Source organism: Paenibacillus sp. J22R67 (genome assembly GCF_059692175.1).
The window spans coordinates 1,112,812-1,138,312 of record NZ_JCAUAX010000002.1; the positions used below are offsets into that span (position 1 = coordinate 1,112,812).

Annotated in this window: 22 protein-coding genes; 7 read left to right on the forward strand and 15 right to left on the reverse strand. The window is 46.5% G+C overall.

Annotated features, from left to right (window positions below):
* Positions 1-11: 11 nt before the first annotated feature.
* From AC58VC_RS11340 to AC58VC_RS11365, 6 genes are all read right to left on the reverse strand, one after another.
* The gene (locus tag AC58VC_RS11340; protein ID WP_497368846.1) at positions 12-1,565 is read right to left on the reverse strand and encodes a response regulator; all 1,554 of its coding nucleotides are present in this window, start codon (positions 1,563-1,565) and stop codon (positions 12-14) included.
* Between the two features lie 6 nt (positions 1,566-1,571).
* On the reverse strand, positions 1,572-3,341 hold the full coding sequence (locus tag AC58VC_RS11345; RefSeq protein ID WP_497368847.1) for a sensor histidine kinase: 1,770 nt from the start codon (positions 3,339-3,341) through the stop codon (positions 1,572-1,574).
* A gap of 129 nt (positions 3,342-3,470) precedes the next feature.
* A complete protein-coding gene (locus tag AC58VC_RS11350; RefSeq protein WP_497369023.1) occupies positions 3,471-5,510 on the reverse strand; it encodes a beta-galactosidase in 2,040 nt (679 codons plus the stop codon).
* Between the two features lie 132 nt (positions 5,511-5,642).
* Positions 5,643-7,196, reverse strand: a complete 1,554-nt coding sequence (locus AC58VC_RS11355; RefSeq protein ID WP_497368848.1) for an ABC transporter substrate-binding protein — start codon at positions 7,194-7,196, stop codon at positions 5,643-5,645.
* Between the two features lie 63 nt (positions 7,197-7,259).
* Positions 7,260-8,159 (reverse strand): carbohydrate ABC transporter permease, encoded by a 900-nt coding sequence (locus AC58VC_RS11360; RefSeq protein WP_497368849.1) that lies wholly within the window; start codon positions 8,157-8,159, stop codon positions 7,260-7,262.
* A 27-nt stretch (positions 8,160-8,186) separates the two neighbouring features.
* Positions 8,187-9,104 (reverse strand): ABC transporter permease, encoded by a 918-nt coding sequence (locus tag AC58VC_RS11365; RefSeq protein WP_497368850.1) that lies wholly within the window; start codon positions 9,102-9,104, stop codon positions 8,187-8,189.
* Positions 9,105-9,304: 200 nt separating this feature from the next.
* Between AC58VC_RS11365 and AC58VC_RS11370 the strand changes: the two genes are divergently transcribed.
* Together AC58VC_RS11370 and AC58VC_RS11375 are read left to right on the forward strand one after the other, a co-directional pair.
* Positions 9,305-10,879 carry a response regulator gene (locus tag AC58VC_RS11370; RefSeq protein ID WP_497368851.1) on the forward strand — a complete coding sequence of 525 codons (1,575 nt, stop codon included), beginning with the start codon at positions 9,305-9,307 and terminating at the stop codon, positions 10,877-10,879.
* Positions 10,876-12,657: a cache domain-containing sensor histidine kinase gene (locus tag AC58VC_RS11375; protein ID WP_497368852.1), complete on the forward strand. Its 1,782-nt coding sequence runs from the start codon at positions 10,876-10,878 to the stop codon at positions 12,655-12,657. Before AC58VC_RS11370 ends, AC58VC_RS11375 begins: the two co-directional genes overlap by 4 nt.
* A 77-nt stretch (positions 12,658-12,734) precedes the next feature.
* Here AC58VC_RS11375 and AC58VC_RS11380 read toward each other — a convergent pair whose 3' ends face one another.
* A complete protein-coding gene (locus AC58VC_RS11380) occupies positions 12,735-13,208 on the reverse strand; it encodes a DinB family protein (RefSeq protein WP_497368853.1) in 474 nt (157 codons plus the stop codon).
* A gap of 196 nt (positions 13,209-13,404) precedes the next feature.
* On the opposite strand from AC58VC_RS11380, the gene AC58VC_RS11385 reads away from it, so the two are divergent.
* Positions 13,405-14,307 carry a LysR family transcriptional regulator gene (locus tag AC58VC_RS11385; RefSeq protein ID WP_497368854.1) on the forward strand — a complete coding sequence of 301 codons (903 nt, stop codon included), beginning with the start codon at positions 13,405-13,407 and terminating at the stop codon, positions 14,305-14,307.
* 91 nt (positions 14,308-14,398) lie between these two features.
* Here the strand turns inward: AC58VC_RS11385 and AC58VC_RS11390 are convergent, their stop codons facing one another.
* From AC58VC_RS11390 to AC58VC_RS11425, 8 genes are all read right to left on the reverse strand, one after another.
* Positions 14,399-14,725 carry an L-rhamnose mutarotase gene (locus AC58VC_RS11390; protein ID WP_497368855.1) on the reverse strand — a complete coding sequence of 109 codons (327 nt, stop codon included), beginning with the start codon at positions 14,723-14,725 and terminating at the stop codon, positions 14,399-14,401.
* 139 nt (positions 14,726-14,864) lie between these two features.
* Entirely contained in the window at positions 14,865-16,052 is a 1,188-nt protein-coding gene (locus tag AC58VC_RS11395; protein WP_497368856.1) for an MFS transporter, read from the reverse strand.
* Between the two features lie 152 nt (positions 16,053-16,204).
* On the reverse strand, positions 16,205-16,678 hold the full coding sequence (locus AC58VC_RS11400; RefSeq protein ID WP_497368857.1) for a DinB family protein: 474 nt from the start codon (positions 16,676-16,678) through the stop codon (positions 16,205-16,207).
* Between the two features lie 93 nt (positions 16,679-16,771).
* Positions 16,772-17,407: a ThuA domain-containing protein gene (locus AC58VC_RS11405; RefSeq protein WP_497368858.1), complete on the reverse strand. Its 636-nt coding sequence runs from the start codon at positions 17,405-17,407 to the stop codon at positions 16,772-16,774.
* A 20-nt stretch (positions 17,408-17,427) separates the two neighbouring features.
* Positions 17,428-18,153: an SDR family NAD(P)-dependent oxidoreductase gene (locus AC58VC_RS11410; RefSeq protein ID WP_497368859.1), complete on the reverse strand. Its 726-nt coding sequence runs from the start codon at positions 18,151-18,153 to the stop codon at positions 17,428-17,430.
* 27 nt (positions 18,154-18,180) lie between these two features.
* Positions 18,181-18,867, reverse strand: coding sequence for a ribose-5-phosphate isomerase RpiA (rpiA, locus tag AC58VC_RS11415; protein WP_497369024.1), 687 nt, complete (start codon positions 18,865-18,867; stop codon positions 18,181-18,183).
* The gene (locus tag AC58VC_RS11420) at positions 18,857-19,087 is read right to left on the reverse strand and encodes a DNA-directed RNA polymerase subunit alpha C-terminal domain-containing protein (protein WP_497368860.1); all 231 of its coding nucleotides are present in this window, start codon (positions 19,085-19,087) and stop codon (positions 18,857-18,859) included. The genes rpiA and AC58VC_RS11420 overlap by 11 nt, the downstream gene beginning before the upstream one ends.
* Before the next feature lie 7 nt (positions 19,088-19,094).
* Positions 19,095-20,558, reverse strand: coding sequence for an aminotransferase-like domain-containing protein (locus AC58VC_RS11425; protein WP_497368861.1), 1,464 nt, complete (start codon positions 20,556-20,558; stop codon positions 19,095-19,097).
* A 129-nt stretch (positions 20,559-20,687) separates the two neighbouring features.
* On the opposite strand from AC58VC_RS11425, the gene AC58VC_RS11430 reads away from it, so the two are divergent.
* The 4 genes from AC58VC_RS11430 to AC58VC_RS11445 all read left to right on the forward strand — a co-directional run bounded on the left by AC58VC_RS11430 (position 20,688) and on the right by AC58VC_RS11445 (position 25,486).
* Complete coding sequence (locus AC58VC_RS11430; protein WP_497368862.1) at positions 20,688-21,302, forward strand: LysE/ArgO family amino acid transporter; 615 nt, start codon at positions 20,688-20,690, stop codon at positions 21,300-21,302.
* A gap of 1,292 nt (positions 21,303-22,594) precedes the next feature.
* The gene (locus AC58VC_RS11435; RefSeq protein ID WP_497368863.1) at positions 22,595-23,098 is read left to right on the forward strand and encodes a TRAP transporter small permease; all 504 of its coding nucleotides are present in this window, start codon (positions 22,595-22,597) and stop codon (positions 23,096-23,098) included.
* The gene (locus tag AC58VC_RS11440) at positions 23,098-24,390 is read left to right on the forward strand and encodes a TRAP transporter large permease (protein WP_497368864.1); all 1,293 of its coding nucleotides are present in this window, start codon (positions 23,098-23,100) and stop codon (positions 24,388-24,390) included. Before AC58VC_RS11435 ends, AC58VC_RS11440 begins: the two co-directional genes overlap by 1 nt.
* 31 nt (positions 24,391-24,421) lie before the next feature.
* Entirely contained in the window at positions 24,422-25,486 is a 1,065-nt protein-coding gene (locus tag AC58VC_RS11445; RefSeq protein WP_497368865.1) for a TRAP transporter substrate-binding protein, read from the forward strand.
* The last annotated feature ends 15 nt before the right edge of the window (positions 25,487-25,501 follow it).

Consider the following 25,501-nt stretch of genomic DNA (forward strand, 5'->3'; position numbering starts at 1 on the left):
TGAATACGAGGCTACAGCGTCAGCTTCTTATACTCGGAAGGAGCGCAGCCAGCAATCTTCTTGAACACCTGCGAAAAGTACTGCGGATTATCGCCGAAACCTAATTGTTCGGCCAGCTCAAACATTTTGACATCATCATTCGATTTGATAAGCTCCATGGCTTTGCGGATCCTCACCGTGACGACGTAGTTAGAGAAGCGCTCACCCGTTTCTTTTTTGAACAATTTCCCCAGATAATCCGGATTCATGTACAGCATTTTGTGCGCTACCCAGTTGAGCGACAGCTCGGCGTTCGAGAGCTCCGTATTCACAATATCGATCACTTTCTGAATGACCTGGGAATGTTTGTTTCTGTTCTGTTCAAAAATGACGTGCGTAATTTCGGAAGCGGTTTGCTTCAGCAGCTGGATGCTCGCCTGCAGCGTTTCCAGCTGCGAGATATGGCCAATTAGCCCCATATATTGGTGCATTTGCGGTTCTGCGCATAATCTTGTCATGGAAATAAAGCTTTGAATGACATATGATTTCGTCGTCTGTATGTCTAATCGGGAGTTCACAAGAAGGTCTTGAAACGCTTCAATACTTGCTTCGGCTTCTTCCCAATTTCCTGCGCGAATCGGAAATATAATGCGATCTTCATCGAAAACAAACTGGGCTTTACTCGGCTGCGCAGAACCCAGAATGTCGCGCATCGTGATTAGCCCGCCTTCCCCTAGATAGAAACGATGGCTTAAGCAATCAATCGCTTGCAAATAAAGTTTTCTGGCTTCCCCGATTTCCCCAGCTTCGCTTAAAGCGGCGGTCGTATCTATTTTGTAATACAGCATAAAAATACGCCGGATCTCTTCAATTTGCTCCTGCAGCCGCTTCATGTCGTCCTGATCCTCAATCATCACCAAAATTTGCTCCGCAATGGTTGAGCTCAGGAGCGGTTCATCGAGAATATCTTCAGCAATATTTTTCACGGCAAATAAATGCTCATATTCGAACTTGTCTTCCAGACGGAATAATAACAAACGAACTTTCCTTCCGCTGACATGCAGTCCGAATAAATCCTCATAATATTCCCAGTCTCGGCTGCCATACGATTTATTCGTCACGAACTCCTTCAAGAATTGCTCTTTGACATGCGGCAAGACCTTCTGTAAATTGGCTTTCATCGACTGGATGAAGCCTTCCTTGCTCTCTTCCTGTTTGTACTCGGCAGCAATTTCACTAAGTGCTTTCAAAATGCTGTTCTCGTTGCACGGCTTCAACAAGTAATGCTTAACGCCATGCTGCATGGCAATTTGCGCATATTCGAATTCATCAAAACCCGAAAGCATGATAAAACGCGTATGGGGATGAGTTTCTTTGACTTTGGCGACTAGCTGCAAGCCGTCCATACCAGGCATCCGAATATCGCTGATAACAATATCGGGCTCGTGCTTACAGACGAAGGCATAGGCTTCAATTCCATTGCGGGCGGTACCTATTAGCTCAGTATCAACAGATTTCCAATCCACAATGGATGAAATCCCTTCTAGAATCATCCGTTCATCATCAACCAATAACACTTTGTACATAAGTCGTTACCCTCTTTTCGTCATCGGTATACGAATGGTAATACGTGCGCCGCCATCCGTGCGATTTTCTACTTGAATGCCAAATTCTTCGCCAAACGATAGCTTAATTCGCTCATCAATATTTTTCAGGCCGATGCCTGTGCCTCTGGATTGACGTTCACCCGTCAGGATTTGTTCCAAGTAAGCCTCATCGATACCGGGGCCATTATCTTCAACGATCAGAAGAACAGAATCGCCTTCCTCCCGCCCCCTAATGTGGATGATGCAGGGTTCCAGCATGACCTCGACCGCATACTTGATCGCATTTTCCAGCAAGGGCTGCAGCGTCAATTTCGGAATGCAATAACCTCTCAAAACCTCAGAAACGTCCAGCCGGAAGTCAAGCCGCTCCTCAAAACGAACCTTTTGAATCGTGATATAATGCTGCACAAGCTTCAGTTCGTCTTCAATTGGGATCATATCCTGCTTCAAACTAATGGACGAACGAAGCAGATAACCAAGCGATTCCACCATTTGCGAAACTTGCTTCTGCCCATTCATCTTAGAAATCCAGTTGATTGATTCCAACGTGTTATACAGAAAATGCGGGTTGATCTGCGCCTGTAAGGATCGGAACTCGGTCTCTTTGATGATAATCTGCTTCGTATAGTTCTCTTTGATCAATTCCTGAATCCGCACAATCATCATCCGGTACGTCCGCTGAAGCAGTCCAACTTCATCCATCTGCTGAGAAATTGGCGCAATCGGCGGAAGCTCCGAATTTTCCAAATCACTGATTTGCAGCCCTCGCATATTGCTAATTAAGCCTTCGATCGGACGAGTGACGCTTCGCGCAACCGCCATACCGAATCCGACCAGCAGAAAAAAAGAAATAAGGAATGCGGCGATCATCCAATTTTTCATCAAGGTGAGGTTATAAAAAATCGTTTGGAACGGCAGGGTGTTGTAGTACGTCCAGCCCAAATAATCAGAATGAATATGCGAAACAAAATATTTCTCACCATCCTGTTCGATAATGCGAAATCCCCTCAAGGAAGATCCTATCGGACTGTCTTCGCTAATCAATGACTTCATGCTCACAGTCCTCGGGTAGACTAAAGTCCCTTTAGAGACAATAATGAGCTCGCCGTCTCGGGTCACAGCTTCTCTGGCATATTGATTCACCATCTTGTCCAAATTGACATGCAGCACTAAGCTGCCGAGCTTCTTGAGCTCCAAATTGTCGGAGGATCGGATCTGCCTCGTCGCAATGAGGCTGTAATCCTGCGCATCCGGATTTACCCAACCCAAACTGCCCCCACCGCGATCGGATGTTTCTTGGATCAGAGCTTTCCGCTCCGGAGAAAGCGTTGTCAAATTTCCGCTGGAGTAGCTATTTCCGTTCACATCGGTAATATCCGCCGCTGAGATATACGTCTCTGAGTTGATATACTGCACTAGCCGGTCTACGAGCTTGGCGCGGGATTGAATGCGGATATAATCCGATTCGTTCGAATTCATCACAATCAAATGCTGCTGTATCTGCTCATCCGACATGATGCTGAAAGTCAGCCGCTCTACTTTATTCAGTTCATTCTCAATCAACGTGGAGGAAAGATTCAGAACTTGCGACGATTTCTCGTAAATTTGCTGATCATACATCGAAAAGCCGATCTGTAAGCCTACGAGAGAAATGCTTGAGCTAACAGCCATCGTAATGGTAATAAGCAGAAACAGCTTCGCTTTAATCCGCATATTACGAATTTCATCGAACCAGAGGCGGAAGCCCGTCTTCATGTAAAGTCACCACTTTTCTTCCTGTGTAAGGTCGTGTTGCACTGATTCTTCGCGGTTGAAGGCGTCATTCCCTTTAACTTCATAAAAAAAAGGATGCTGGGATTCATTCCCAACATCCAATCTATCGCTCTACGACTTGCTCCGCTTCAGAACTCGCACCCCGTATGGCTGCAGCACTAGGCTTGAGCCGACGGTGCCAGAACCATCTGTGTCACCAACAGTAAGCATATCAGAATAGGTATGTTCATCGAGCTTAATCGTCTGATCTTGGTCGCTGAAATTCATCAAGAAAATGAATTCGCTAACGCCATCTGTTCGAATTTGCGCTGTAACCTCGTGAGGCAGTTCCGCTTGTAAAGCTGGCTCGATATTGGTCTCTTTTATGATCTGCTTATAGAAGCTGCTCTGGAACGATTGCTCCGCACGGGCTGCGATATAGTAAGCTTTTCCTTGGCCAAATTGATTAACCGTCAGAGCTGGCCTGCCCGCATAGAAGTCATCGCCATAGACAGCAAGGGCTCGAGCCCCTTCCAAGTGGATTAACTCGCACAGCTCATGTACTTTATAGGACCCTGTGAGTTCAAGCGAGTTCCCTTCCGAGTAGATGATTTGATTTTCATCATGATCATAAAGCCCGTCAATCTCTTCGGACCAAATGCCTAGCGTTTGACGAAGCGGCCCTGGGAATCCGCCAAGGAAGCACAAATCGTTCTCGTCCACGATCCCTGACCAGTAAGTGGCTACGAAAGTGCCTCCGCCAGCAACGAATTGCTCAATCCGCTCTCCGACGCCAGGACGAACCATATACAGCATCGGAGCGACAACGAGCTTGTATTTGCTAAAATCGCCTGTCATATCAATGACATCAACAGGAACTCCCTGGTCCCAGAATGCTTGATAATGACTTAGAACCGTCTGCTCATAATTAATTCCCATGTTGCGCGGACCTTGCGAATCTTTAACAGCCCAACGATTCTCCCAATCGAAAATGATCGCGGTTTCCGCCGGAACTGTCGTACCCACAATTTCCGTCAGCTTCTCGAGATGACCGCCAAGCTCTGCAACATCCCGGAATACGCGCGTGTGCTCATGCCCGACATGATCGACAACAGCGCCATGAAGCTTCTCGCTGGCGCCTCTGCTTTTACGCCACTGGAAATATTGAACAGAATCAGAACCGTGAGCAACAGCCTGCAAAGAGGATAGCAGATGCATGCCCGGTCTCTTAAGTTTGGAAACAGGCTGCCAATTCGTTAAGCTCGGTGTGCTTTCCATCAGCAGGAACGGCTGACCGCCTCGCAAGGAGCGGAACATGTCATGATTGAGTGAGAACCAAGCAGCCAAGCTGCTTTGATCCTTCGCATGATGCCAAGTTGGATACGCATCCCATGAAATCACATCCAGCACATCCGTAAATTTCCAGTAGTTCAATCCTTCGTAAGCGTCCATGAGATTGGCTGTAACAGGAAGCTCAGGGTTGATAGCTTTCAGTGGAGCGATCTCATGACGGCAGAAATCAACGGTCTGATCTGTCACGAAGCGCTTCCAATCCAGATTCATGCCATGCACAAGCTTCTCCCCATGTGGTGCCGGAGATTCGATTTGCGACCAGCTTGTATAGGTATGGCTCCAGAAACTTGTCCACCATGCCATGTTCAGCGCATCAAGCGTTCCATATTTGCTTTGCAGCCACCCGCGAAAGGCGTCTTGGCAATAATTGCAATGGCAATCATCGCTATATTCATTGGAGATATGCCAACCAACAACGGCCGGATGCTGGGAGTATCGTTCAGCTAATTTCTGATTCATCACCGCTACTTTGTTACGATACACGGGAGATGTATAACAATGATTATGGCGAGCACCGAAGAGGTTGCGCACGCGATTAGCGCCAACACGCAGCACTTCCGGGTATTTCTCCGCCATCCATGCCGGTCTTGCCCCGCTTGGCGTTGCCAACCAGGCGTAGATGCCGTTCTCGGCAAAGGCATTCAGCACACGGTCCAACCATTCAAAGGTAAACACGCCTTCTTCCGGTTCAAGAGCCGACCAGCCAAAAATGCCGATAGCCATTACATTACATTTGGCAAGCTTCATTAAACGAATATCCTCTTCAAGCACCTGAGGATCATGCTGCCATTGATCGGGATTGTAATCAGCGCCATGCATGAATACAGGCAGCTTAGGACTAACGGGCGGATATTTGTGTGACAAGCTGTTCACCTCTTGGATATTATTGGAGTTTGACCTATAAAAGCCAATTTCCGCCTCCTGATTTCAGGAAGCGGAACAACCATCGACTTATTTTTTTGCAATCAAAGGATTGGCTTGGTTCTGCATTTCCGCCACGATCTTATCAATGCCAGCTTGCTTCAGCTTATCATTAAAAATTTTCAAGCCATGCGCTGCATCATTCGGATCAACTAAACCATAGAACAACGGCTTACCATAAGTATCCATCACATTGCTTACAGCTGCAACCTCATTTTTCACCTTACTATCATCAAAGGTAAACGTTTCTAACGGGTGATTCACCGTTACTGTTTTCTTCCAGTTCTCAGTGAATTTCTGCGTTTCAGCGGCAACTGTGGAATCTAAGCGCTCATGCAAGGAGTTCCAACCCCATGGATCCGTACCGGATGGCGGAAAATCAGCAGAAGCTGGCAGCGGTTTGAATTGATCGTTACCTACTGGCTCATAGTGCTTGCCTTTGATGCCATAATTCGTTAGGTCATGAATTTCAGGGTCATATCGAAGTAAATCAATCGCCATCAAACCGCGTTCGTAGTTCTTGGAACCAGCGTGAATGGACATTCCGTTATTGATGAATGGATTAGATAGACGCTTCCTATCCGCACTCAAATCATATAACTCTACTTTCCAGTCTGGATGCGTGGTTTGCATTTCAGATTTGGTGCGCAGCAGTGTCCCTAAGTTCCACTCAACGGAAGCTAGTTTACCGTCTTTGAACGCTTGGGTTTTATCCACTTTATTGGCAATGGCGTCTCTGGACCAAGCACCTGCTTTTTGCGTTTCATTCATTTTCTTAGCAAAATCAGCAAATTCCGGCGTGTCTACGTAGTTGAATAATTTACTGGATGGATCCGTTACTTTATACGTGACAGGCAGCTGTGGTACGACGAAGTTCCACTCATTTGGTTGAATCAATTCTACGGCATTGAACTCACTGACGCCAATACTTGGTTTGAAATCTTTTTCTTTCTCTGCAATTGTTTTCATGTAAGTTACGTAGTCATCGTACGTTTTTAGCTCAGGCAGATTGTATTTCTGGCGCAAATCACCGCGTATCCCAACGATATGATAGCTGTATTCGAAATTATTTTGCGGAACCATATAAATTTTACCGTTGATTTTCGCCTGCTCCCACGCTACTTTGGGCTCTTCGGCCCACGTTTTCGGAGCGAACTTCTTGATCATATCTTCCGTTAATTCCATGTAACCATTTTTGGTAGCCTGCTGCGCATAGTAGGACCAAGTGGCTGAGAACACGAGATCGAAGTCTTCATTCGCTGCAAACATAAGCGGATATTTCTGCTGATACTCGCCCCAGTCGAGGAAGCTCACATCCAGGGTGGCATTAATTTTTTGCTTCATCAATTTATTGACTTCACCATAAACCTCATCAAACGCTTTAGGCTTAGAGCCAAGCAAAACCATCTTAAGCTTAACTTCCTTGCTCGTATCCATACCGTTAGAAGCTGCGGAAGCGCTTGCTTGAGGTGCCGCAGAGGCAGGTGTCGGAGCAGTATCCTTGGTGCTGCATGCCGTCAACACAGTCCCCATCACGAAAAGCGATGCCAAACCGAACTTAGCAAATTTCTTGGATTTTACCATTTTTTTCTCCCCTTATGAACAAATGAATACCTATATGATAACCGGGAATTTGACTTCCCGGGGTTACCCTTTTACAGCGCCAACAGTTAAGCCCTGCACAAAATAGCGTTGGACAAACGGATACAAGAAAATAATAGGTCCCGTTACAAGAATGGCTAGAGCCATCTTCAGGCTTTCCCCAGGCAATTCAGTCACTTGCATACCGGTAATGGCCATCACCTTGCGAATTCCTTCGAGATTGCCAAGCATTTTATAAAGTAAATATTGCAGAGTGTACAGCTTCTCATTTTGCACGAACAGCAGCGAGTTAAACCAATCATTCCAATAATTCAATGCCGTAAACAGACCGATGGTGGCTAGTCCTGGCTTCGCAAGTGGCAAAATCAATCGAAGAAAGATCGTAAAATCTCCTGCGCCGTCGATTTTCGCTGACTCGGTAATTGCATCGGGGATGCTGCGCAAAAAAGTGCGTAAGATGATAATGTAGAACACGTTCAATAACGGTGGCAAGAGCAAAGACCAGAACGTATTCTTCATGTGCAAATAGTTAACCATTAAGATGTACCATGGAACAAGCCCGCCGTTAAACAGGGTAGTAAAGTAGAAAAAGAAGGAAAATCCACCACGCCATTCAAAATCCTGACGCTGCAGCACATATGCCGCCATTGCGGATATAAACAACCCTATAATCGTACCTGTAATCGTTAGAGCTATTGTCAGTAAGTAGGATTTAACAAACTGCTCAGGATGCTTAAGCGCGAAGGTATAGGCATCCCAAGAAAATTCTTTCGGCCATAAGCGAAATCCATCGCTTGTAATGGAGGATTCGCTTGTCAGCGATCCACTGATAATGAGTAGAAATGGGATTAGGCAGGCCAAGCAAATCAGGCTGATAAATACATAGCCCAATACATCCAACGACCGCTGGTCGATGCGGCTTTTTTTGACACTCGTCGTATTCATAGGTTCACCCCGCAAAATGCTGTATGTTTAGAAAAGCGCGTTATCTTTATCTGATTTACGCACGAGGAAATTCGTGAGCATAATGGTCACAAAGCAAAGAATCGATTGATAAAACCCAATAGCGGATGACATCCCGATTTCATTGTTAACCAGCAAAGAACGATATACGTACGTATCAATAACATCCGTTGTTTGATAGAGCAGTCCATTATTGCCTACTAGCTGATAAAAGAGTCCGAAGTCTCCACGGAAGATCCCGCCAATGGCAAGTAAGATAAGAATCGTAATCGTTGGACGCAGCGATGGAAGCGTTATGAAACGTATCCGTTGGAAGACATTAGCGCCATCAATTTCAGCAGCTTCATAGGTCTCACGGTCAATGCTCAATATGGAAGCCATATAGAAGACAGCGCCGTAACCAATCGTTTTCCAAGCCGAGAAAAACACTAGAATATAGGTCCAATATTCCGGAGTTGTGTAGATATCGATTTCTGGTATGTGCAGCATGCGCAGCAGCGTATTGACGGTACCATGCTCGTAATTAAACAAGTTGTACGCAACAGCTCCTACTACCACCCACGATAGAAAATAAGGCAGGAACATCAAAGTTTGCGCTGTTTTACGAAACAGCTTGGAACCAATTTCGGCCATAAAAATAGCGGCGGCAATCTGCAGGACATTATTGATTAGAATAAATGCAGCGTTGTATAGCATCGTGTTTCGTGTGACTCTAAAGGCGTCTCCTGTCATAAAAAAGAATTTGAAATTTTCAAATCCGACCCATGGCGAGCCCAGTATGCCTAGATCATACCGGTATTGCTTGAATGCAAGAACGATCCCGGCCATCGGTACATAGCTAAAAAGCAAGAAGTACAGGACTGCAGGCGCAATCATGAACAATAGTGTTTTTTTGGACTTCATTCGATACAGGAGCCCTGTTCTCATCTCTATACATTCCCCCCATTCGATTCTGGTTGTGTGTTGGTTGTTGGTTAACTCTCCTGTATCTAAATTATCAGGTTCGATAAGACGTGATAACCCGACAAAATATCGATTCCCTGTAAGTTTTGCAGATCCCCGCCTCAGGTAGTAGTATTGCCGTCCAAATTGCGATAATCTATAGCTACATAAAAGGGGGCCCTACTATGAAGCTTCTATTTGCAGAGGATGAGAAATTTACTAGAGATGGCATTCGCAAGTCGATTGCTTGGGAGTCACTCGGAATTACGGAGTTTTTCGAGGCGGTTGACGGTTTAGAGGCTGTGGCGATTGCCGAGCAGATCAAACCGGACATTGTCCTTACAGATATACGTATGCCCCGGATGGATGGCATTGAGCTCGCCTTTCACCTTCGCCGGAAATACCCCCAGTGTAAAATTGTCTTTATGAGCGGTTATGCCGATAAAGATTATTTAAAAGCAGCCATCACGTTAAAAGCAGTTAGCTATGTAGAGAAGCCGATCGATATCGAAGAGCTGGAAGAAGCCCTTCATGCTGCGATTACATTATGTCAGGAAGAGCAGCGACATCTCGTAAATGACTCAGTAGCTAGAGAAAACAAAAGTTACATCAAGCAAGAAGCAGCTCTGCACCTTATACGTGGAGGATTTGACGATGAGAACCTGCATAATCGCCTTGTAGCCGCAGATTTTGAGGCAGCCCTGCAAGGACCAGCAGTGACGGTCATGATCAAGCTTGTGTCACCTCTCCCTTCCAAAGATCAACTAGGGATCATCTTGGATACAATATTAACCTCTTGCGGCAAACCTTACTTATACGCGCCCAAAGATGATCACCATGTCATCATCCATTTGTTTTCACATCACAATGACGACATCGAAAGCCATGCTCTTCATCATATTTGTTATGAACTATCACTCGTATTGAAGCGTGAATTTGAGCTTTATTCCATGGCTGCCGGGGTAATAATGCCGAATGCCAGAAGACTGCAGGAATCCTACACAAGCGCAGTCCTTCGCTTACAAGCGTCTTTTTTTCATAAACCATGCTCGATCATCCTTCATGATAATCATGGAAGCGAGGCAAGCTCTCAGCACTATCAAGCACCCCCTGAGCAGTTAAACCGTTTCCAGAAAGCGTTGATTGAAGAAAATTTCGATGAACTTGATCAACTGCTGCGAACCGTTACATCAGATATCCGTCAACATCCAGGAACATTGATTGTAAGTGTGAAAGAGCTGTATTACCGTTTCATTCTGGAAATGGACAAATTTGCCCAAAGCCGAAATATGAGACTTTTCGATGCTTCGGAAGAAAACGATGTCCCCTGGAAGCTCATTCAAGAATGTCATTATTTGGACGATATTCAGCGAGTGACAAGTTCTAAGCTCCAAGAGCTGAAATACGCACTTATCGAGCGGACTAACGGAGGCATGTCATCTACCAGCTCCCGCATTACTCGCTATATCCATCTTCATTTTGCTGATGATGATTTATCCGTGCAGGACGTGAGCGACCACATGCAAATGACGGCTTCGCATCTCATTTCGATTTTCAAAGAAGCAACAGGCAAAACAATTAAGCAATACGTAACGGAATATCGCATGGAAAAAGCGAAGGATTTGCTGCGCAACAATCGATTGAAAGTACTGGATGTCGCTTCTCAAGTAGGTTATAAGGACGGGGAGCATTTCGCCAAAATATTCCGCAAATCAACGGGGATGACCCCCTCCGACTATCGGGAGCGTTGTCAGCCATGATCTTTTCCTTCATTCAAGTTCTGCGTAAATGGCTGTATAACACCAAACTGCGTCATAAGGTTATGTACACGTACCTGCTGCTAATCATGCTGCCTCTGGGGTTCTATCAATTCATCGCCTCGGACAAAATGTCCGACATCATTATTAATCATGTGACTTACTCCGCCAAGATGGGCTTTGATCAAACGTATTCCTTTCTTAATTACAGAGTACAGCGTATAGCCGAAACAACGAATATATTGGTGTCCAATTCCACCATCTCGGGTATTCTACTAGATCCGAACGCAACACAAGATATCAATCGCGAACTCCAGGATTACAGTAATCTCAAACAATTGCTGAGGTCTATGCAGGATAGTCTCGATATCTCGCGAGTCATTTTGTATGTACCCAAAACGTTCATTTTCTCCAATGAAACTGAGAATTTCCTGCCTATGGATCAGACCGTTCAGAGTCCCTGCTTTGACCGATTGAAAGAGCTTCATGCCAAATACCTATGGTGCTCATCACCCGAGCTAGGTAAAAATGCCACACATGACGACTCTTCACTCTATGTGGTCCGCAGTATCCTGGATCCGAACAATTACTCTGTACCTATTGGGCAGCTTCGAGTTGATGTGCAAGCAGAGACCATTCGGTCCATGCTGAAAAAAGCAAACGTTGTCAAGAATAGTACCACATTCCTGGTCGATCAAAATCATCAAATCGTCCTCGCTTCCGAACCCGTCGCTGACACCAAAATCGAGTTGCCGAATGCTATCGGCCCCGGAGATGAGGTCTCCATCACTTGGCAGACCAAAAATAATTACTACTTATACCGACAGCTCCCTTCCAATTGGGGAATGCTTACCGTTATTCCTCTGGATCAAGTTGTCCAGCAAAGTCATCAACTGCGCAATGATTTACTCGTCATTTTGCTAATCGTCAGCGCAATCGCCTATCTGCTTGCTTATTTATTTTCGTTCTCAGTAACGAGGCGAATTACGCAATTAACGAGCCGTCTAAGGGATGTGCAACAAGGGAATCTGATCGCACTTGCACAGACGCAGGGGAAAGATGAAATTGGCGAGCTGATTCAAACCTACAACTACATGGTTGAGCAGATCAGCTCCATGAATAAGGAGCACTACAGGCTCGGGCAAGAAGTGAAAAATGCGGAGTTAAAGGCGCTCCAATCGCAGATTAACCCGCACTTTCTGTATAATACCCTGGATCTCATTAACTGGATGGCTGACAGCGGACTGAACACCGATATCAAAAAAGTCGTCAAAGCGCTAGCTCGTTTCTATAAAGTAAGCTTGAGCAGCGGCAAAGATATCATCTCGCTGCGCGAGGAGCTCCAGCATGTCTCGTTCTACGTACAGATTCAAAACATTCGTTTTGAAAATAAGATCAACTTCCAAATCGATGTACCAGATGAACTGCTTGAGTACGCCATACCCAAAATCACTCTTCAGCCACTCGTTGAAAATGCTATCCTGCATGGTATTCTTGGACGCGCTGGTCGCGAGGGAACCATAACGGTACAAGGCAAATTCATACAAGACAGCATTCAATTGCTCATCAAGGATGATGGTGTAGGCATGAATGGGCGACAGATCGAAGACATTATGATGGGAATTAGCCGAAGTAAAATCGGGGGCAGCGGTTACGGTGTGAAAAATGTACTTGAGCGCATTCGGCATTATTTTGGCGAATCAGCAAACCTCATTTATCGCAGCGTTCCCGGCGTTGGCACGGAGGTTGAGATTACGTTCCCGGTTGTTACGGAGAGCTGATACTGAGTCTTGCTCTTTCATTACCATAAGCCGGGGCATGATTTCATCATGTCCCGGCTTATTTCAATCATGTGCATTTAATGCTTCTTGTCAATCACCTTAAGTAAGCAATCACAGGTTGCAAGATGCATCCCTTCATGGACAACTCCAAAGTTGAGCAGCTCTCCCACCTTATGGAACGTGAGCGGTCCAAATTGCAGCGGAGATTCGAAAGGTGCCTCCAGACTCTCAGGGGATAATTCACTTATTTGATTAAGTTGTGCAGATAACTGCTTGATGAGTTCTTCTTTCGACGGTGGTATTTGGTTCCAGTTAGCTGGTGCTGTACCGGAGTTAAAGAACCCCGCATAACTTTCGGGTATGGCCGAATCTTTCGAGAAACCAAGCTTCATGTAGGCATCCATCCAATAAATCATGTGTCCAACGTTCCAGCGAATCGTGTTATTATACGAATCTGGTTGTATGTCAAATAGTTCTTCTGGGATACTCTGCACCTTGTGAAGTGCCACTTGACGTACTGTTTTTGCCGTGCCGATAATGGTTTCTGACATCTGTTTAACCTCCTTAGAATTGAGAAGCATTTGTTATGTTTTTAGTATAGATTTCATGGGAGGTACCATCAATGCAGTGCGAATTACCGGAACGTTAAGTATAAGTTAACGATTAGGCATTGACAGAGAAAGAAGATGAAGCAACAATAAGGATTGAAACTGCCTTCAGCGATGCCTTTGAAAGCGAGTGTGAGCTATGGAGTTAAAGCAGCTACAATATTTTATGGCGATATGTGAAGAACTTCACTTCACGAGAGCAGCCGATAAGATGGGAGTCAGCGCTCCCAACATCAGTCAACAGATTAGGAGATTGGAAGAAGAATTAGGCGTTCTCCTTTTCGATCGAGTGGGCAAAACCATCGTTCTTACAGAAGCCGGAGCCATTCTGCAGGAACATGGTGCATCTGTGTTCGGGCATCTGAAGCAGGCAAGCGATGCTATTGCTGACTTGAAGCAAATGCAAGGCGGATCGCTATCCATCGGTGTCTTACCCGGTGATGCGGATCTCATGTTCAATGCCTTGCTGCTGAATTTCCATCAGACCTATCCCACTATTTCGCTCTCTCTTTTGGAAACCACGAAAGTAACCGATCAAGTTCTGGACCGAAGCATTGATGTTGGAGTAACGATCGGACCTGTTAGCGATGACCGACTCACCTCTATTCCTCTATTTCACGAAGAATTTTCACTTGCCGTCCGTGTAAACGATCCCATTGCTAACGAGAATTTCATCCCTCTAAGCAGGTTAAATGACTTGAAAATGGTCATGTTTCCTCCCGACCATCAATGCCGCAAGCTGATCGATCGCTTCTGCACGGATCAAGGGTTTACTCTGCAGCCGCATATGGTGACAACAACATTATCTTCTCTCCTCCAAATGGTGCAGAGCGGAGTTGGCGCTTGTGTGCTGCCACGATTGCTGCTGGATACCCTGCCAAATCCGGACATAAAGGTCGTGAGCCTGCGGCATCCTACACCCTCTCAGGATATTTGTTTGATTTACCGCAGTGACAGATATGTCGGATATGCTATGAGAACCTTTATTAAAACACTTAGAGCCTATATCGAAGCCGTCGTTCAGCAGGCGAAATCCTCGTAGAGAAGATAGCGGAACTACGATAAACCACAAAAGAGGCTACCCCTCCGTCATTTTCATGACTTCTGGGACAGCCTCTTCTATGATTTATGTACTATTTCAAATAGAAAACTTCGCGCATCGGTTGAATCGGTACGGCTTCACGGAAATCGAAGGAACCTACAACCATTTTGCTCGTAATAGCGTTCCATCGATTGCAAGCCTCGCTCTCAGCCAAATAGGCAAAAGCGGCTTCCACATCATCGCATAAAAAGCAATAGAAGAATTGATTGCCATTTTGGAAAATGGAGTAATCCCTGATCCCTGCTTTACTGTGTTCTTCCATAATTTCTGGCCAAGGCGCCAAATGCATTTGGACGTACTCCTCCAGAACTTCCTCCCGAATCGTCCATGTCCATGCGAACTTCCCGCTAGTGGTCATGCGCTACACCCTCTCCCCATAAATTGGATAACCGATTACTTTTACTTTACCGCGCTAACCCTGTCCCGTCAATGCTCATCCTCTTCAAAATAAAAATAAACAAAAAAAAGAAGTCACAAGGACTTCCGTTTGTTCTCTTTTATATTTGTTTAACTGTGCGAGACACACAAACAAACCAAACAAAAGAAGCAAAACAAAGCAGTGCAATAAACCCATAGCCGCCAAATACGTCATACCGAGCAGCGAAATAGCCGAAGCCAAGTCCTGCGAACGTGCTTAGCACATTCTCCCCCAGAGACTGAAAGGAATCGATCGTTGCCCTCATATTCGAATCTATGCGGTGATGCAAGTAACCGGAGGCAAGCGGCTGCATGACGCCAGAGAATAAGCAGATGATCAGCATGGCTGCCAGTCCGATGAAATTATGGCTGATAGAAACACAGAGAAACCCAATCGTGATGATCGCCGTAATTAGGACAATCAGCTTCCTGTAACTGATTCGCCGCAAAAGCGCATAGGCCATTAGGTTGCCAGGCAGCTGCAAAAGCATAATAACAGATGACAGTACCCCGAAAAAGTAGACTGGCGTTCCTAATCTGTTTGCGTACAACTGCCAAAATTCTTCAATGTAGCTCATCGAAGCGCCTGTGACCATGCCGGAAAGCATAACAAGGGAGACATTAGGATTTCCCTTAAAAAAACGCAATGATGCCGTTACATACGTTTTAAAAGGAATGGCTTCCTCGGTATCCTCCGCGCCCTCTCCCCCCATCGGCGGCTCGATCAGCAGGAATGCTAGCATTAGGGCAATACCTGAACTGACTAGTGATAGCCAGTAGTTCAGTTCGAGACCGAATTTACCAGCGAGCAAGCTCCCGCAGAGTGCCGCAAGGATGGCTGAGAGCAAATCACAGGCGTTCAATCGTCCAAGCAGCTTCTCGAACTGAGAAGCCTTCCCCTGCTGCATTAATGTATCATACAACAGTGCGTTCTCGGAGCCGCTGCTTGCCGAACGAGAGATCCCGGCCAAGAAGACGACGAGCGCAAAATGCCAAAACTCAGTCGCAACGATCAGAATCAGAAACTCGCAGCAGCCTAGCAGCGCGCTTAGTACGAGCATTTTTTTCCTGCCCCATTTGTCTGCTATTACACCTGTTGGAACTTCTAGCAGCACGATGGTCAGGGCAAATATAATTTCCGTATATACGACCATCTGAATCGTCATGCCCCGCTCCTCCCAGTACAACCTCTCGATGACATAAGCTGGGATGAGACTGGAAAAAAAGCGAAGCGCAAATAGGATTCGTATATTCATTGTGTTGTTCATGTGGAGCTCCTCTCCGTTATCTGATTGGGTGTATAGACTCAACCAGATCGGCGGTGCTCGTGAACAACGTAAGGTTACGTCTTAGCAGGGAGGCCTTGCGAACATGATGAACCTCATCATTTGAGGATCTCCTCCATTCGTCAAACTGTTATTTATTTAGATAATAATACCTTGTATATTTTAATGACACTAAAGTGCATGCCTTCATGATATAAATTAAAGCTGAGGAACTGTTCTAATGATTCGAGTCTCATCCCTGCGGAAGTTGTATAAGGTGTCACGTTGTCATGCAGTCTGTCACCCAATTCACTGTGAATTCTCTCAATCTGCCTTTTTAGCAGCATTTTCAGCTCTGAAAGAGTAGGAACAACAATGTCCGCTGGCGTAGTTAATGGGGAAGTCTTGTACTCAAACTGCTCCTTGAACCCTTGCGGTAGATGAAGCGGGAGCTCCATATATTGAAAAGCGTACCTTTCCATCACGACATAAATGTGCCCCATTTGCCATCGGATTGAATTACGGAATCCATCCGGAATCTGGTCTGCTTTCTCTTCCGAAGTCCCTTCAACTGCTTGCAAGACTTGATCTCTAACGAATGCCAACTGCTTGAACAAATAATGTTCCAACATCCTCACTCCTTTAGCGACTCTTTTGGCCTATTGTAGCACAATTCCCAACTAGGGAGTATATGGAAAAATAGCGAGTTAAGCGGCTTTCATCTACGCCTGACGGCTCAACCAACGCGCACTATTCAGCACTAGACGCCGATAGGATGCGGGCTGAAAAGAAGGGGCATGATGCCCAGGCTGCAAATACACAACCTTCCCTAGACCGTAAGTGTGCTCCCATGCCGCGGGGTACCGTTTTCCTTCAAATTCAAACTCCATAAAAACCGTTTTCTTCGTAAAAGGATCAAATTCGAATAAGTAAGGCTCCTCTTCCAAGTTGAAATTCTCGACACCTTCCAATAACGGATGGCTTGCCGCTGAACCATAATAAGTTAATGGCTGGTAAGGAGGATGACCGGTGAATTTCGCCCCCATCATCTGCAGCAGCTCGTAGCTGCGATGGAGAGAAATACCATTATGGATAACCAGCAAGCCGCCTCCCCCTGCGACATATCGCAGCAGTCCCGCGGTTTGTTGCGGCGTCAGGTCTCGATTCCAACAGTCCGTGTAGGAAATGCACAAAGGAAACTGGCTGTGGTCAAGTATAGCGAAAGTTTGATAGTCTTCCGTAGCAGTTAGCGCAAACTCGTTGCCAAGAATGGCTGCAAGCTGCTGCCTAGCAGGCTCTAGCGGATGCCAAGGAGCATCCGTGTTATCGCCAATCAACATGACTTTTATCTCACGCATATGTCCTTCTCCTCTCCCATTTACCAGGGCAGCTCTTTTCCGCTGTCGGCTTCGATATAAAGCGGTAGTTCCATCAGCTTGTCCTTGTGCTCTTCAATCCGATTCAAAATATTCGCGGCGGCTTCTTCCGAAGAAAAGGTGCCCGCTGGATTCCATTCACCGCTCATAAAGGATTTGACCCACCCAGGATGGATCAGCAGGACGCGCCCGCCTTCTTTGCGAATTTTGTTATGAACGACTGTAGAACCCATATTCAAAGCTGATTTGGCCATGCAGTACCCGAACCATGCATCCCGATGGCTGTTCGCAATACTGCCTGCTTCGGAAGAGATGTTAACAATCAACTTTCCGCCATTCATGATCGGTTCAATCAAGCTATTAGACATCCGAATGGCGCCAAGAGCTGTCACATTGTATACCTTCTGAATCTCTTCAAAATCGAGATCATCTTCGATCGTTTTCACGGTATCTCCGAGAATGGCAGCGTTGTTGATCAAAAGCTCCAACTGATTCGTTTTACTTTTGATATAACGGGCTGCTTCCCTTACACTCTCGTCAGATCCCACGTCCAACTTGAAAGCGTGCAGTTGATTCGGAAATTGTACCGCGAGCTTGCTGAGCTTCTCGTTATTGTCCAGAATGCCGCCAGCATAAACGGTAAATCCCTGATGCAAAAGAGCATCAGTCATTGCGAGTCCAATCCCTCTGTCCGTTCCGGTTACACAAACTGCCTTGTTCAACAACATCTCCTGCGCTCCCACCATTCCTAGTTATTAGACAAGCTTCAGCTCTTTCACAGATCCGTCTTGATAACCAACGATGACTCTTGCAGCCATCTTAATAAATAAACCATTATCGACAACACCCGGGATGTTATTAATGGCATCATGGCACTCACTTGGCCTCTTAATCTGTTTAAAATCACAATCCAGAATATAGTTGCCATTGTCTGTCGTAAAAGGTTGTTGATCCATCATTCTCAGCTTTGGTTCGCATCCAAGCGCTCTAAGCTTGTTGCGGGTAAGCTCGTAACCGAACTTCACAACTTCAACTGGCAAGTGGAACTTCCCCAAATAGTCGACAACCTTGCTTTCATCAACAACGATAATAAGCTGCTTGCTGGATGAAGCAATGATTTTCTCACGCAGCAGCGCACCTCCTCCGCCTTTGACCAGATTCCACGCACCGTCTACTTCGTCAGCGCCATCAATCGTAACATCTATCTCTTCTACTTCAGAAAGAGGAATCAACGGAATGCCAAGCTCCTTAGCCAAGTTCTCCGATTGTATGGATGTTGCTACTGCCTTTATTTGTAGTCCGTTAAGAACTTTCTTTCCAATTTGCTGGATAGCCCAATAGGCGGTGGAGCCTGTGCCTAAGCCTACCGTCATGCCATCCTGAATATATTCCACTGCTTGTTCAGCGGCTATTTGCTTGGGATTACTGCTATTAAGATTCATCTGCAAATGTCAGTCCCTTCTCGGCAAGTGCACGGCGAAGCGGGTCCAGCGATTTCGGTCCCATGCCATGCAGCTTCATAATCTCTTTTTCAGTCGTCTTGCTGAGCTTTTCAAGCCGGTGATATCCGGCGCCTGCGAGTGCACGAAGTGCAGGATTTGAAAGCTTAGGCAGGTCTGATTGCTCTTCTTCCTTATTTGTTCGCGTGTCATTCGTTGACATATCCCGCTCACCTTTCCAATCTTTTTTTACCAACCAAATCTCGGATCAAAATCGCTACTCGCTTAAGGCCCCATTCAAGCTCATGCAGCTTGGCATAGGCGTAAGAGATTCGCAAATAGTTGCCTGTAAGTCGATTATAAATCGAACCGGGATTTAACAAAACACCCTCTTTTAAAGCGCGCTCAAATAGGATTTGCATCGGAACATCGACTGTTAGCTGAACCCAAATGTAGAAACCTCCCGTAGGTACCGACCAACTGCCAATCCCAGTGAAATAAGTTTGGAGCAGCCGCACCGTACGATCTCGTCTCATCTTCAATTGCGCTCTGATCGTAACAAGGTGCTCCTGATACAAGCCTCTTCCTAGCCACTCCGCTGCAGCCCATTGAGAGACAGAGCTCGAACCATAGTCATTCTGCATTTTGATATCCGCTAATCGTTCGATCACGGGCTCAGGAGCAACCACCCAACCAATGCGAAGCCCTGGACTTAACGTCTTGGACAACGTCCCCAGATACAGAACCAACGCGTGTGGGTCCCTCGCTTTAAGAGGTAAAGGCGGCGGTTCATCAAACCAAAGCTCCCTGTACGCGTCATCCTCAATAATCGGGAGACCTTCATCGGCGCAAGCGTTCATTAGCGCCTGGCGCCTGCCCTCGGGCATCAAAGTGCCTGTTGGATTTTGAAAGGTTGGTATCGTATAGAGCAGCGAGGCATTATAGCCCTTTTTGTAACGTCCAATCTGGTTCGTAAGCAGGCCATTCTCATCCATAGGTAAACCTACGAGCTTTATACGATTTGACTGAAAAACATGGACAGAATACAAGTAGGATGGCTTTTCCAAAAGAATGGAAGAACCCCGCGGCAGCAATCCAATGGAAATGAGCTGTAAAGCTTGGAGAGCTCCAGAGACAATCAGGATGTTCGATGGCGAAGTATTGACGCCAATTCCTTGCAGGTAAGCTGCGAGCTGCTTGCGTAAATAAAGATTCCCCTTCGGTTCTTCGTAGCCCAAGAGGAACGAATTCGTCGCCCGGCTTTCAGCGAAAATCTCCTTCATCCGTTCAGATGGCAGCAAATCGGGTGAAAGCTCCCCGGTTCCAAGCCGAATGATACCTTCTTGAAATTCTGCCCGATTGATGTGCTGGATAGCCGCTTGGTTGGGATAGTGTGCTCCGGCTTGTACATATGAGCTCCAGTCTGGAGGAGGAGAAGCGGTTAACAGGTTCCAAGAGTTATTAATAACCTTCGTTCCGCCTTTGGTGTTTCCTTCCAATAATCCATCAGCAATTAAATCGCTGATTGCCGTTACAACCGTGCTGCGATTCACGCCAAAATGCTCAGCCAAAGCCCGCTGTGAAGGAATTTTGGTCCCAACAGCCCATTCTCCCAGCGATATTTTATGGATAATAAACTCTTTAATCTGTTGATATAACGGAGTTTCAGATGATAAATCAGGTCTCCAATCCATCGGTTCCTCCTTCCTTACAGCTTCACTATATCATTTGGTTGGGGTCAATTCCATCCATTTGGACGGAGACAACTGTCAGATTCCCTCTATACTAAGAAAGAATTCGACAGCTAGATAGGGGCGATTATTTTGTTTCAAACGATATTACATGCGGTGGTTTTGGGCTTTGGACTTATTTTACCTGTTGGGGTGCAAAATGTTTTTGTGTTTAATCAAGGCGCCAGCCAGCGCTCTTACCTTGGGGCACTGCCAGTTATTCTCACAGCTTCCCTCTGTGATACCCTCCTTATTCTCGCAGCGGTTTTTGGGGTTTCCCTTATCGTGCTAACCTTTTCATGGCTGCAAGCGGCATTGTACGGAATTGGCTGCTTATTCCTGCTCTACATGGGCTGGGTGCTTTGGCGCAGTAAGCCAAGCACTGTTCCTTCTACACAGGAAGGGATAGTGCGCCAGCCGAAAAAACAAGTTCTTTTTGCGGCATCTGTTTCCTTGCTGAATCCTCATGCTATTTTAGATACGATTGGCGTTATTGGCACAAATTCCTTGAACTATGCTGGCGGGGAAAAGTGGGTGTTCATGATCAGCATCGTATGTGTGTCTTGGCTATGGTTTTTTGGATTAGCATTTGCAGGGCGGCTCGTTGGTAAACACGATACAAGCGGGCGTTTTATCGCGAGGTTGAATAAAGTTTCCGCATGCATGATATGGGGCGTAGCCGTTTATATGGGGTTGCATTTTGTGTGAGATGAAGGGTGAGGTGCGTGAGGCGAGTGAGTGAGTGAGTGAGGTGCGGCCAGGTCAGATCAGGTGCATCTGTGTGGATCACACACCTTTGGAGTATGAAAGTACCTTTGCAGAGTGATTCTGCTGGAATTATACACTATCGCAGCTGGTCGTTGGATGAAATCCAATGAACTCAGCAAATTCAGAGCAGAATGCATCATCTCATTGGATGATTTCCAATAGACACTAAGAAATTGACCTCAAAAACGCTGAAATTAGTCCTCTCATTGGAATATGTCCAATGAAGAGTAGAATTTACGCGGCTAGAGCCTGGTTTCATTGGAATATGTCCAATGAGTTTTTGGGGAGGAGGACGTGATCTGCACCAATAGGTGGAACAGCTTCACCTCCGCTACGATGAACGCTTAAAAGCCAACTTCACGTTGTATTTTATACAACATGCAGGCGCTTTTTACGATGCAATTTCATCTTCATTGTACAACATACAATCATTTAGCCCTAGATAACAAAGAAATGCCCATTTCATGCGAAATGGTTGTACAAACTGCAACATAGAGGGGCAATGAGCCAAATAGACACCCATATGGTTGTACAAACTGCAACATAGTGCAGTGCGCCACCAAGTACCGCTGCCTAAAATCCTCGGTCGTAGCAAAGACCCACGGCTTTACTGGCAATAGGTCATTTTTCTCAAAATAACAATGAATAACCATCTTGGTTTTACACAGCATGTCCGCCACTCCACCTCGCCTCCATTCCCACTCATTCATCTCCACAACTTCTCTTCTCCACTCTCCCTCACTCATCTCAATAACTTCTCTTCTCCATTCTCCCTCACTCATCTCACAACTTCTCGCCTCTATTCCCCCTCGCTCATCTCCACAACTTCTCTTCTCCACTCTCACTCACTCATCTTCACAACCTCTCTTCTCCGTTCTCCCTCACTCATCTCCACAACTTCTCTTCTCCACTCTCACTCACTCATCTTCACAACCTCTCTTCTCCGTTCTCCCTCACTCATCTCCACAACTTCTCTTATCCATTCTCCCTCACTCATCTCACAACTTCTCTTCTCCACTCTCCCTCACTCATCTCCACAACTTCTCCTCATTTCTCACCCTACACCTTCCACAACTTCTCCTCACTCCACTCCCCACACTTTCCTCTATCTCCTAAAAAAACTACAAAAAAACCTAAAAGCAATGGCGTTCCACCTCAAACCCTGGAACGCTATACTTAAGTCAATTCAAATGAAAGCACTTACAAAACAAGAGAGGGGAGGTTGCTTGACGATGCGGTTACTTCGCAAAATAGCGCTAGGCATCGATACATTCATCGAATCGGCCGCACTCATCGGATTGCTCAGCATGATCATCATCGTCACCGTGCAGGTGATGACGCGCAAGCTGTTCGATTTCGTATTCTTCTGGTCTGAAGAAGTGACCATGCTGCTGCTCGTTTGGTTCTCCTTCATGGGCATCGCGATTGGCTTTCGGGAAAAGCTTCATCTCGGCATCGACTCCTTTACCCACAAGCTTCCAGCACCCGTCAACAAAGCTCTGGATAAAGCGATCGAGTTGGTCATTCTCGCCTTTGGCATCTATCTTGTGTTCTATGGCTGGGATTTCACCGTGATGATGAATGAATCTGAGCTGCCTGCCACGGGCCTGCCGAACAGCACACTCTACGTCATCATGCCGATCACAGGCGTTATGACCTGTGCTTATGCGCTGCTGCAGTTGTTCGGGATCGAAACGAAACGGCATGCTAATCTTCAGGAAGGAGGCAACCACTAATGGATCCGACCATTGCCATACTCATTCTTTGCATCGTCTTCGTTGGTCTGATCATCCTACGCTTCCCGATCTCGCTAGCTTTAGCCGGTTCTTCCCTGCTTACACTGCTTTACTTGAAAGTCCCGCTGGCGACCGTAGGCCAGACGATGATTCAAGGGATGAATTCTTACTCGCTTCTGACCATTCCGTTTTTCATCCTGGCTGGCCAAATCATGAGCGAAGGCCAAATGGCCTTGCGCCTCATCAATCTCGCCCAAGTTCTCGTAGGGGGCATTCGCGGCGGCCTAGCTATGGTCAACTGCGTTGCCTGCATGTTCTTCGGGAACATTTCTGGCTCCGCCATTGCGGATGTTTCCTCTATCGGCTCCGTCATGATTCCCATGATGAAGAAAAAAGGCTACGACACCGACTACGCCGTAGGTGTCACCGTCTCTGCCGCCATTCAAGGCGTCGTCGTTCCTCCAAGCCACAATCTCGTGCTGTATTCTTTGGCAGCTGGAGGTGGGATTTCCATTGCCTCGCTTTTTCTCGCTGGCATCGTTCCCGGCTTGATCCTATGCGTATCGCTTATGATTACAAGCTATTTCATTGCCATTAAACGCGGCTATACCAAAAGCGAAGCCGTTCCGATGCGGGATATCCCCAAAATTGTGCGCGACGGCCTGCTTTCTCTTTTAACAGCCGTCATCATCCTTGGCGGTATTTTCACGGGTTGGTTTACGGCTACAGAAAGCGGCGCGTTAGCGTGTTTGTATGCTTTTATCCTAACCTTTCTCGTATACCGAGATATTCCGATCAGCCGTATGTGGATCATCCTGAAACGTACGTTCCGAACAGTCGCGATGGTGCTTTTCCTCATTGCCGCCTCCGCTACGTTCAGTTATGTGCTCGCTTTCCTCAAAGTTCCCGGCATGCTAACGGATTGGATGCTAGGCATCACCGATAGCCCCATTGTCATTTTGCTGATCATCAACGTTTTGCTGCTCTTGCTTGGCGCACCTATGGATATGGCTCCGCTCATCCTGATCATGACACCGATTCTGCTGCCTGTCGTCACCGCACTTGGGATGGATCCTGTTCACTTCGGCATCATTATGATGTTAAACTTAGGCATCGGATTGCTGACGCCTCCTGTTGGAACCGTTTTATTCGTCGGCTCGGCGATCGGTAATATTTCCATTTCTGAAGGCACCAAAGCGATGATGCCCTTCTTCTATGTCATGTGCGTCGTTCTCATGATCCTGACTTATATTCCAGGCCTTGTGATGTGGCTGCCAAATCTTCTGAAATAACCAACTAATTCGATGAAAAGAGTGATCACACATGATGAAATTGAAAAAATCATATATAACCGCGCTTAGCACGATGCTCGGTGCAAGTCTACTGCTAGTCGCTTGCGGCGGCGGAAGCACTCCGACAACCAGCAGCTCTACTACGGCACCAGGCGCAGCTAGCCCTGCAGCAACGAAGAAAGCCGATGGCCCTAAGTTGACATTTCGTCTAGCAGAAACGCATCCTGCTGATTATCCGACGACACTTGGCGACAAGAAATTCGCCGAACTCGTGAACCAAGCCTCCAACGGCCGCATCAAAATCGATGTCTTCCCAGCATCCCAGCTCGGTGAAGAGAAAGCGGTTATTGAACAGGTGCAATTGGGTGCGATTGAGTTCACCCGCGTCAGCACCGGAGCGCTTGGCGGCTTCAACAAACAATATGAAGTGTTCAGCTTGCCTTATATTTTCGACAACGATAATCACCAATGGAAGTTCCTAGAGAGTGAGCAAGGCACAAAGCTGCTGGACAGTTTGGAATCCTCGCGCATGAAGGGCCTTGCCTACTATAGCTCCGGAGCGCGTCATTTCTACTCCAAGAAACCGATCAAAAGCATCGCTGATCTGAAAGGGCTTAAGATTCGTGTTATTCAAAACAAAGTAAACATCGATCTCATGAACGCGCTCGGTGCGAATGCAACACCAATGCCATACGGCGACGTGTTCAACGCCTTGCAGACAGGTGTTATCGATGCCGCTGAGAACAACTATCCAAGCTATTTCTCCTCCAATCATTTTCAGCAGGCAAAAAATCTCATTCTTGACCAGCATCAACGGGTGCCGGAAGTGCTGTTGATCTCCAAAGTAGCTTGGGATAAGCTAAGCAATGACGACAAAGCGCTGATCAAAAAAGCAGCCCTCGAGTCCGTCCAAACCCAGAAAGCCGAATGGGATAAATTCGAGAAAGACTCCGAGGCCAAAGTCAAAGCGGCAGGTGTCACCATCACCGATGTTTCTGATCTCAAGCCATGGCAGGACGCAGTAAAACCAGTTATCGAGAAATACCGCACAGAGTACAAAGAGACTCTGGAAGCTATTGAAAAGGCGAGAAAATAAAGTCGCTTGTCCTCT

Excerpts from the sequence above, each read along its gene's own strand:
- AC58VC_RS11340 (WP_497368846.1), bottom strand. The coding sequence starts at position 1,565 with ATGTACAAAGTGTTATTGGTTGATGATGAACGGATGATTCTAGAAGGG.
- AC58VC_RS11345 (WP_497368847.1), bottom strand. The coding sequence starts at position 3,341 with ATGAAGACGGGCTTCCGCCTCTGGTTCGATGAAATTCGTAATATGCGG.
- AC58VC_RS11350 (WP_497369023.1), bottom strand. The coding sequence starts at position 5,510 with ATGCATGGCGCTGATTACAATCCCGATCAATGGCAGCATGATCCTCAG.
- AC58VC_RS11355 (WP_497368848.1), bottom strand. The coding sequence starts at position 7,196 with ATGGTAAAATCCAAGAAATTTGCTAAGTTCGGTTTGGCATCGCTTTTC.
- AC58VC_RS11360 (WP_497368849.1), bottom strand. The coding sequence starts at position 8,159 with ATGAATACGACGAGTGTCAAAAAAAGCCGCATCGACCAGCGGTCGTTG.
- AC58VC_RS11365 (WP_497368850.1), bottom strand. The coding sequence starts at position 9,104 with ATGAGAACAGGGCTCCTGTATCGAATGAAGTCCAAAAAAACACTATTG.
- AC58VC_RS11370 (WP_497368851.1), top strand. The coding sequence starts at position 9,305 with ATGAAGCTTCTATTTGCAGAGGATGAGAAATTTACTAGAGATGGCATT.
- AC58VC_RS11375 (WP_497368852.1), top strand. The coding sequence starts at position 10,876 with ATGATCTTTTCCTTCATTCAAGTTCTGCGTAAATGGCTGTATAACACC.
- AC58VC_RS11380 (WP_497368853.1), bottom strand. The coding sequence starts at position 13,208 with ATGTCAGAAACCATTATCGGCACGGCAAAAACAGTACGTCAAGTGGCA.
- AC58VC_RS11385 (WP_497368854.1), top strand. The coding sequence starts at position 13,405 with ATGGAGTTAAAGCAGCTACAATATTTTATGGCGATATGTGAAGAACTT.
- AC58VC_RS11390 (WP_497368855.1), bottom strand. The coding sequence starts at position 14,725 with ATGACCACTAGCGGGAAGTTCGCATGGACATGGACGATTCGGGAGGAA.
- AC58VC_RS11395 (WP_497368856.1), bottom strand. The coding sequence starts at position 16,052 with ATGAACAACACAATGAATATACGAATCCTATTTGCGCTTCGCTTTTTT.
- AC58VC_RS11405 (WP_497368858.1), bottom strand. The coding sequence starts at position 17,407 with ATGCGTGAGATAAAAGTCATGTTGATTGGCGATAACACGGATGCTCCT.
- AC58VC_RS11410 (WP_497368859.1), bottom strand. The coding sequence starts at position 18,153 with ATGTTGTTGAACAAGGCAGTTTGTGTAACCGGAACGGACAGAGGGATT.
- rpiA (WP_497369024.1), bottom strand. The coding sequence starts at position 18,867 with ATGAATCTTAATAGCAGTAATCCCAAGCAAATAGCCGCTGAACAAGCA.
- AC58VC_RS11420 (WP_497368860.1), bottom strand. The coding sequence starts at position 19,087 with ATGTCAACGAATGACACGCGAACAAATAAGGAAGAAGAGCAATCAGAC.
- AC58VC_RS11425 (WP_497368861.1), bottom strand. The coding sequence starts at position 20,558 with ATGGATTGGAGACCTGATTTATCATCTGAAACTCCGTTATATCAACAG.
- AC58VC_RS11435 (WP_497368863.1), top strand. The coding sequence starts at position 22,595 with ATGCGGTTACTTCGCAAAATAGCGCTAGGCATCGATACATTCATCGAA.
- AC58VC_RS11440 (WP_497368864.1), top strand. The coding sequence starts at position 23,098 with ATGGATCCGACCATTGCCATACTCATTCTTTGCATCGTCTTCGTTGGT.
- AC58VC_RS11445 (WP_497368865.1), top strand. The coding sequence starts at position 24,422 with ATGATGAAATTGAAAAAATCATATATAACCGCGCTTAGCACGATGCTC.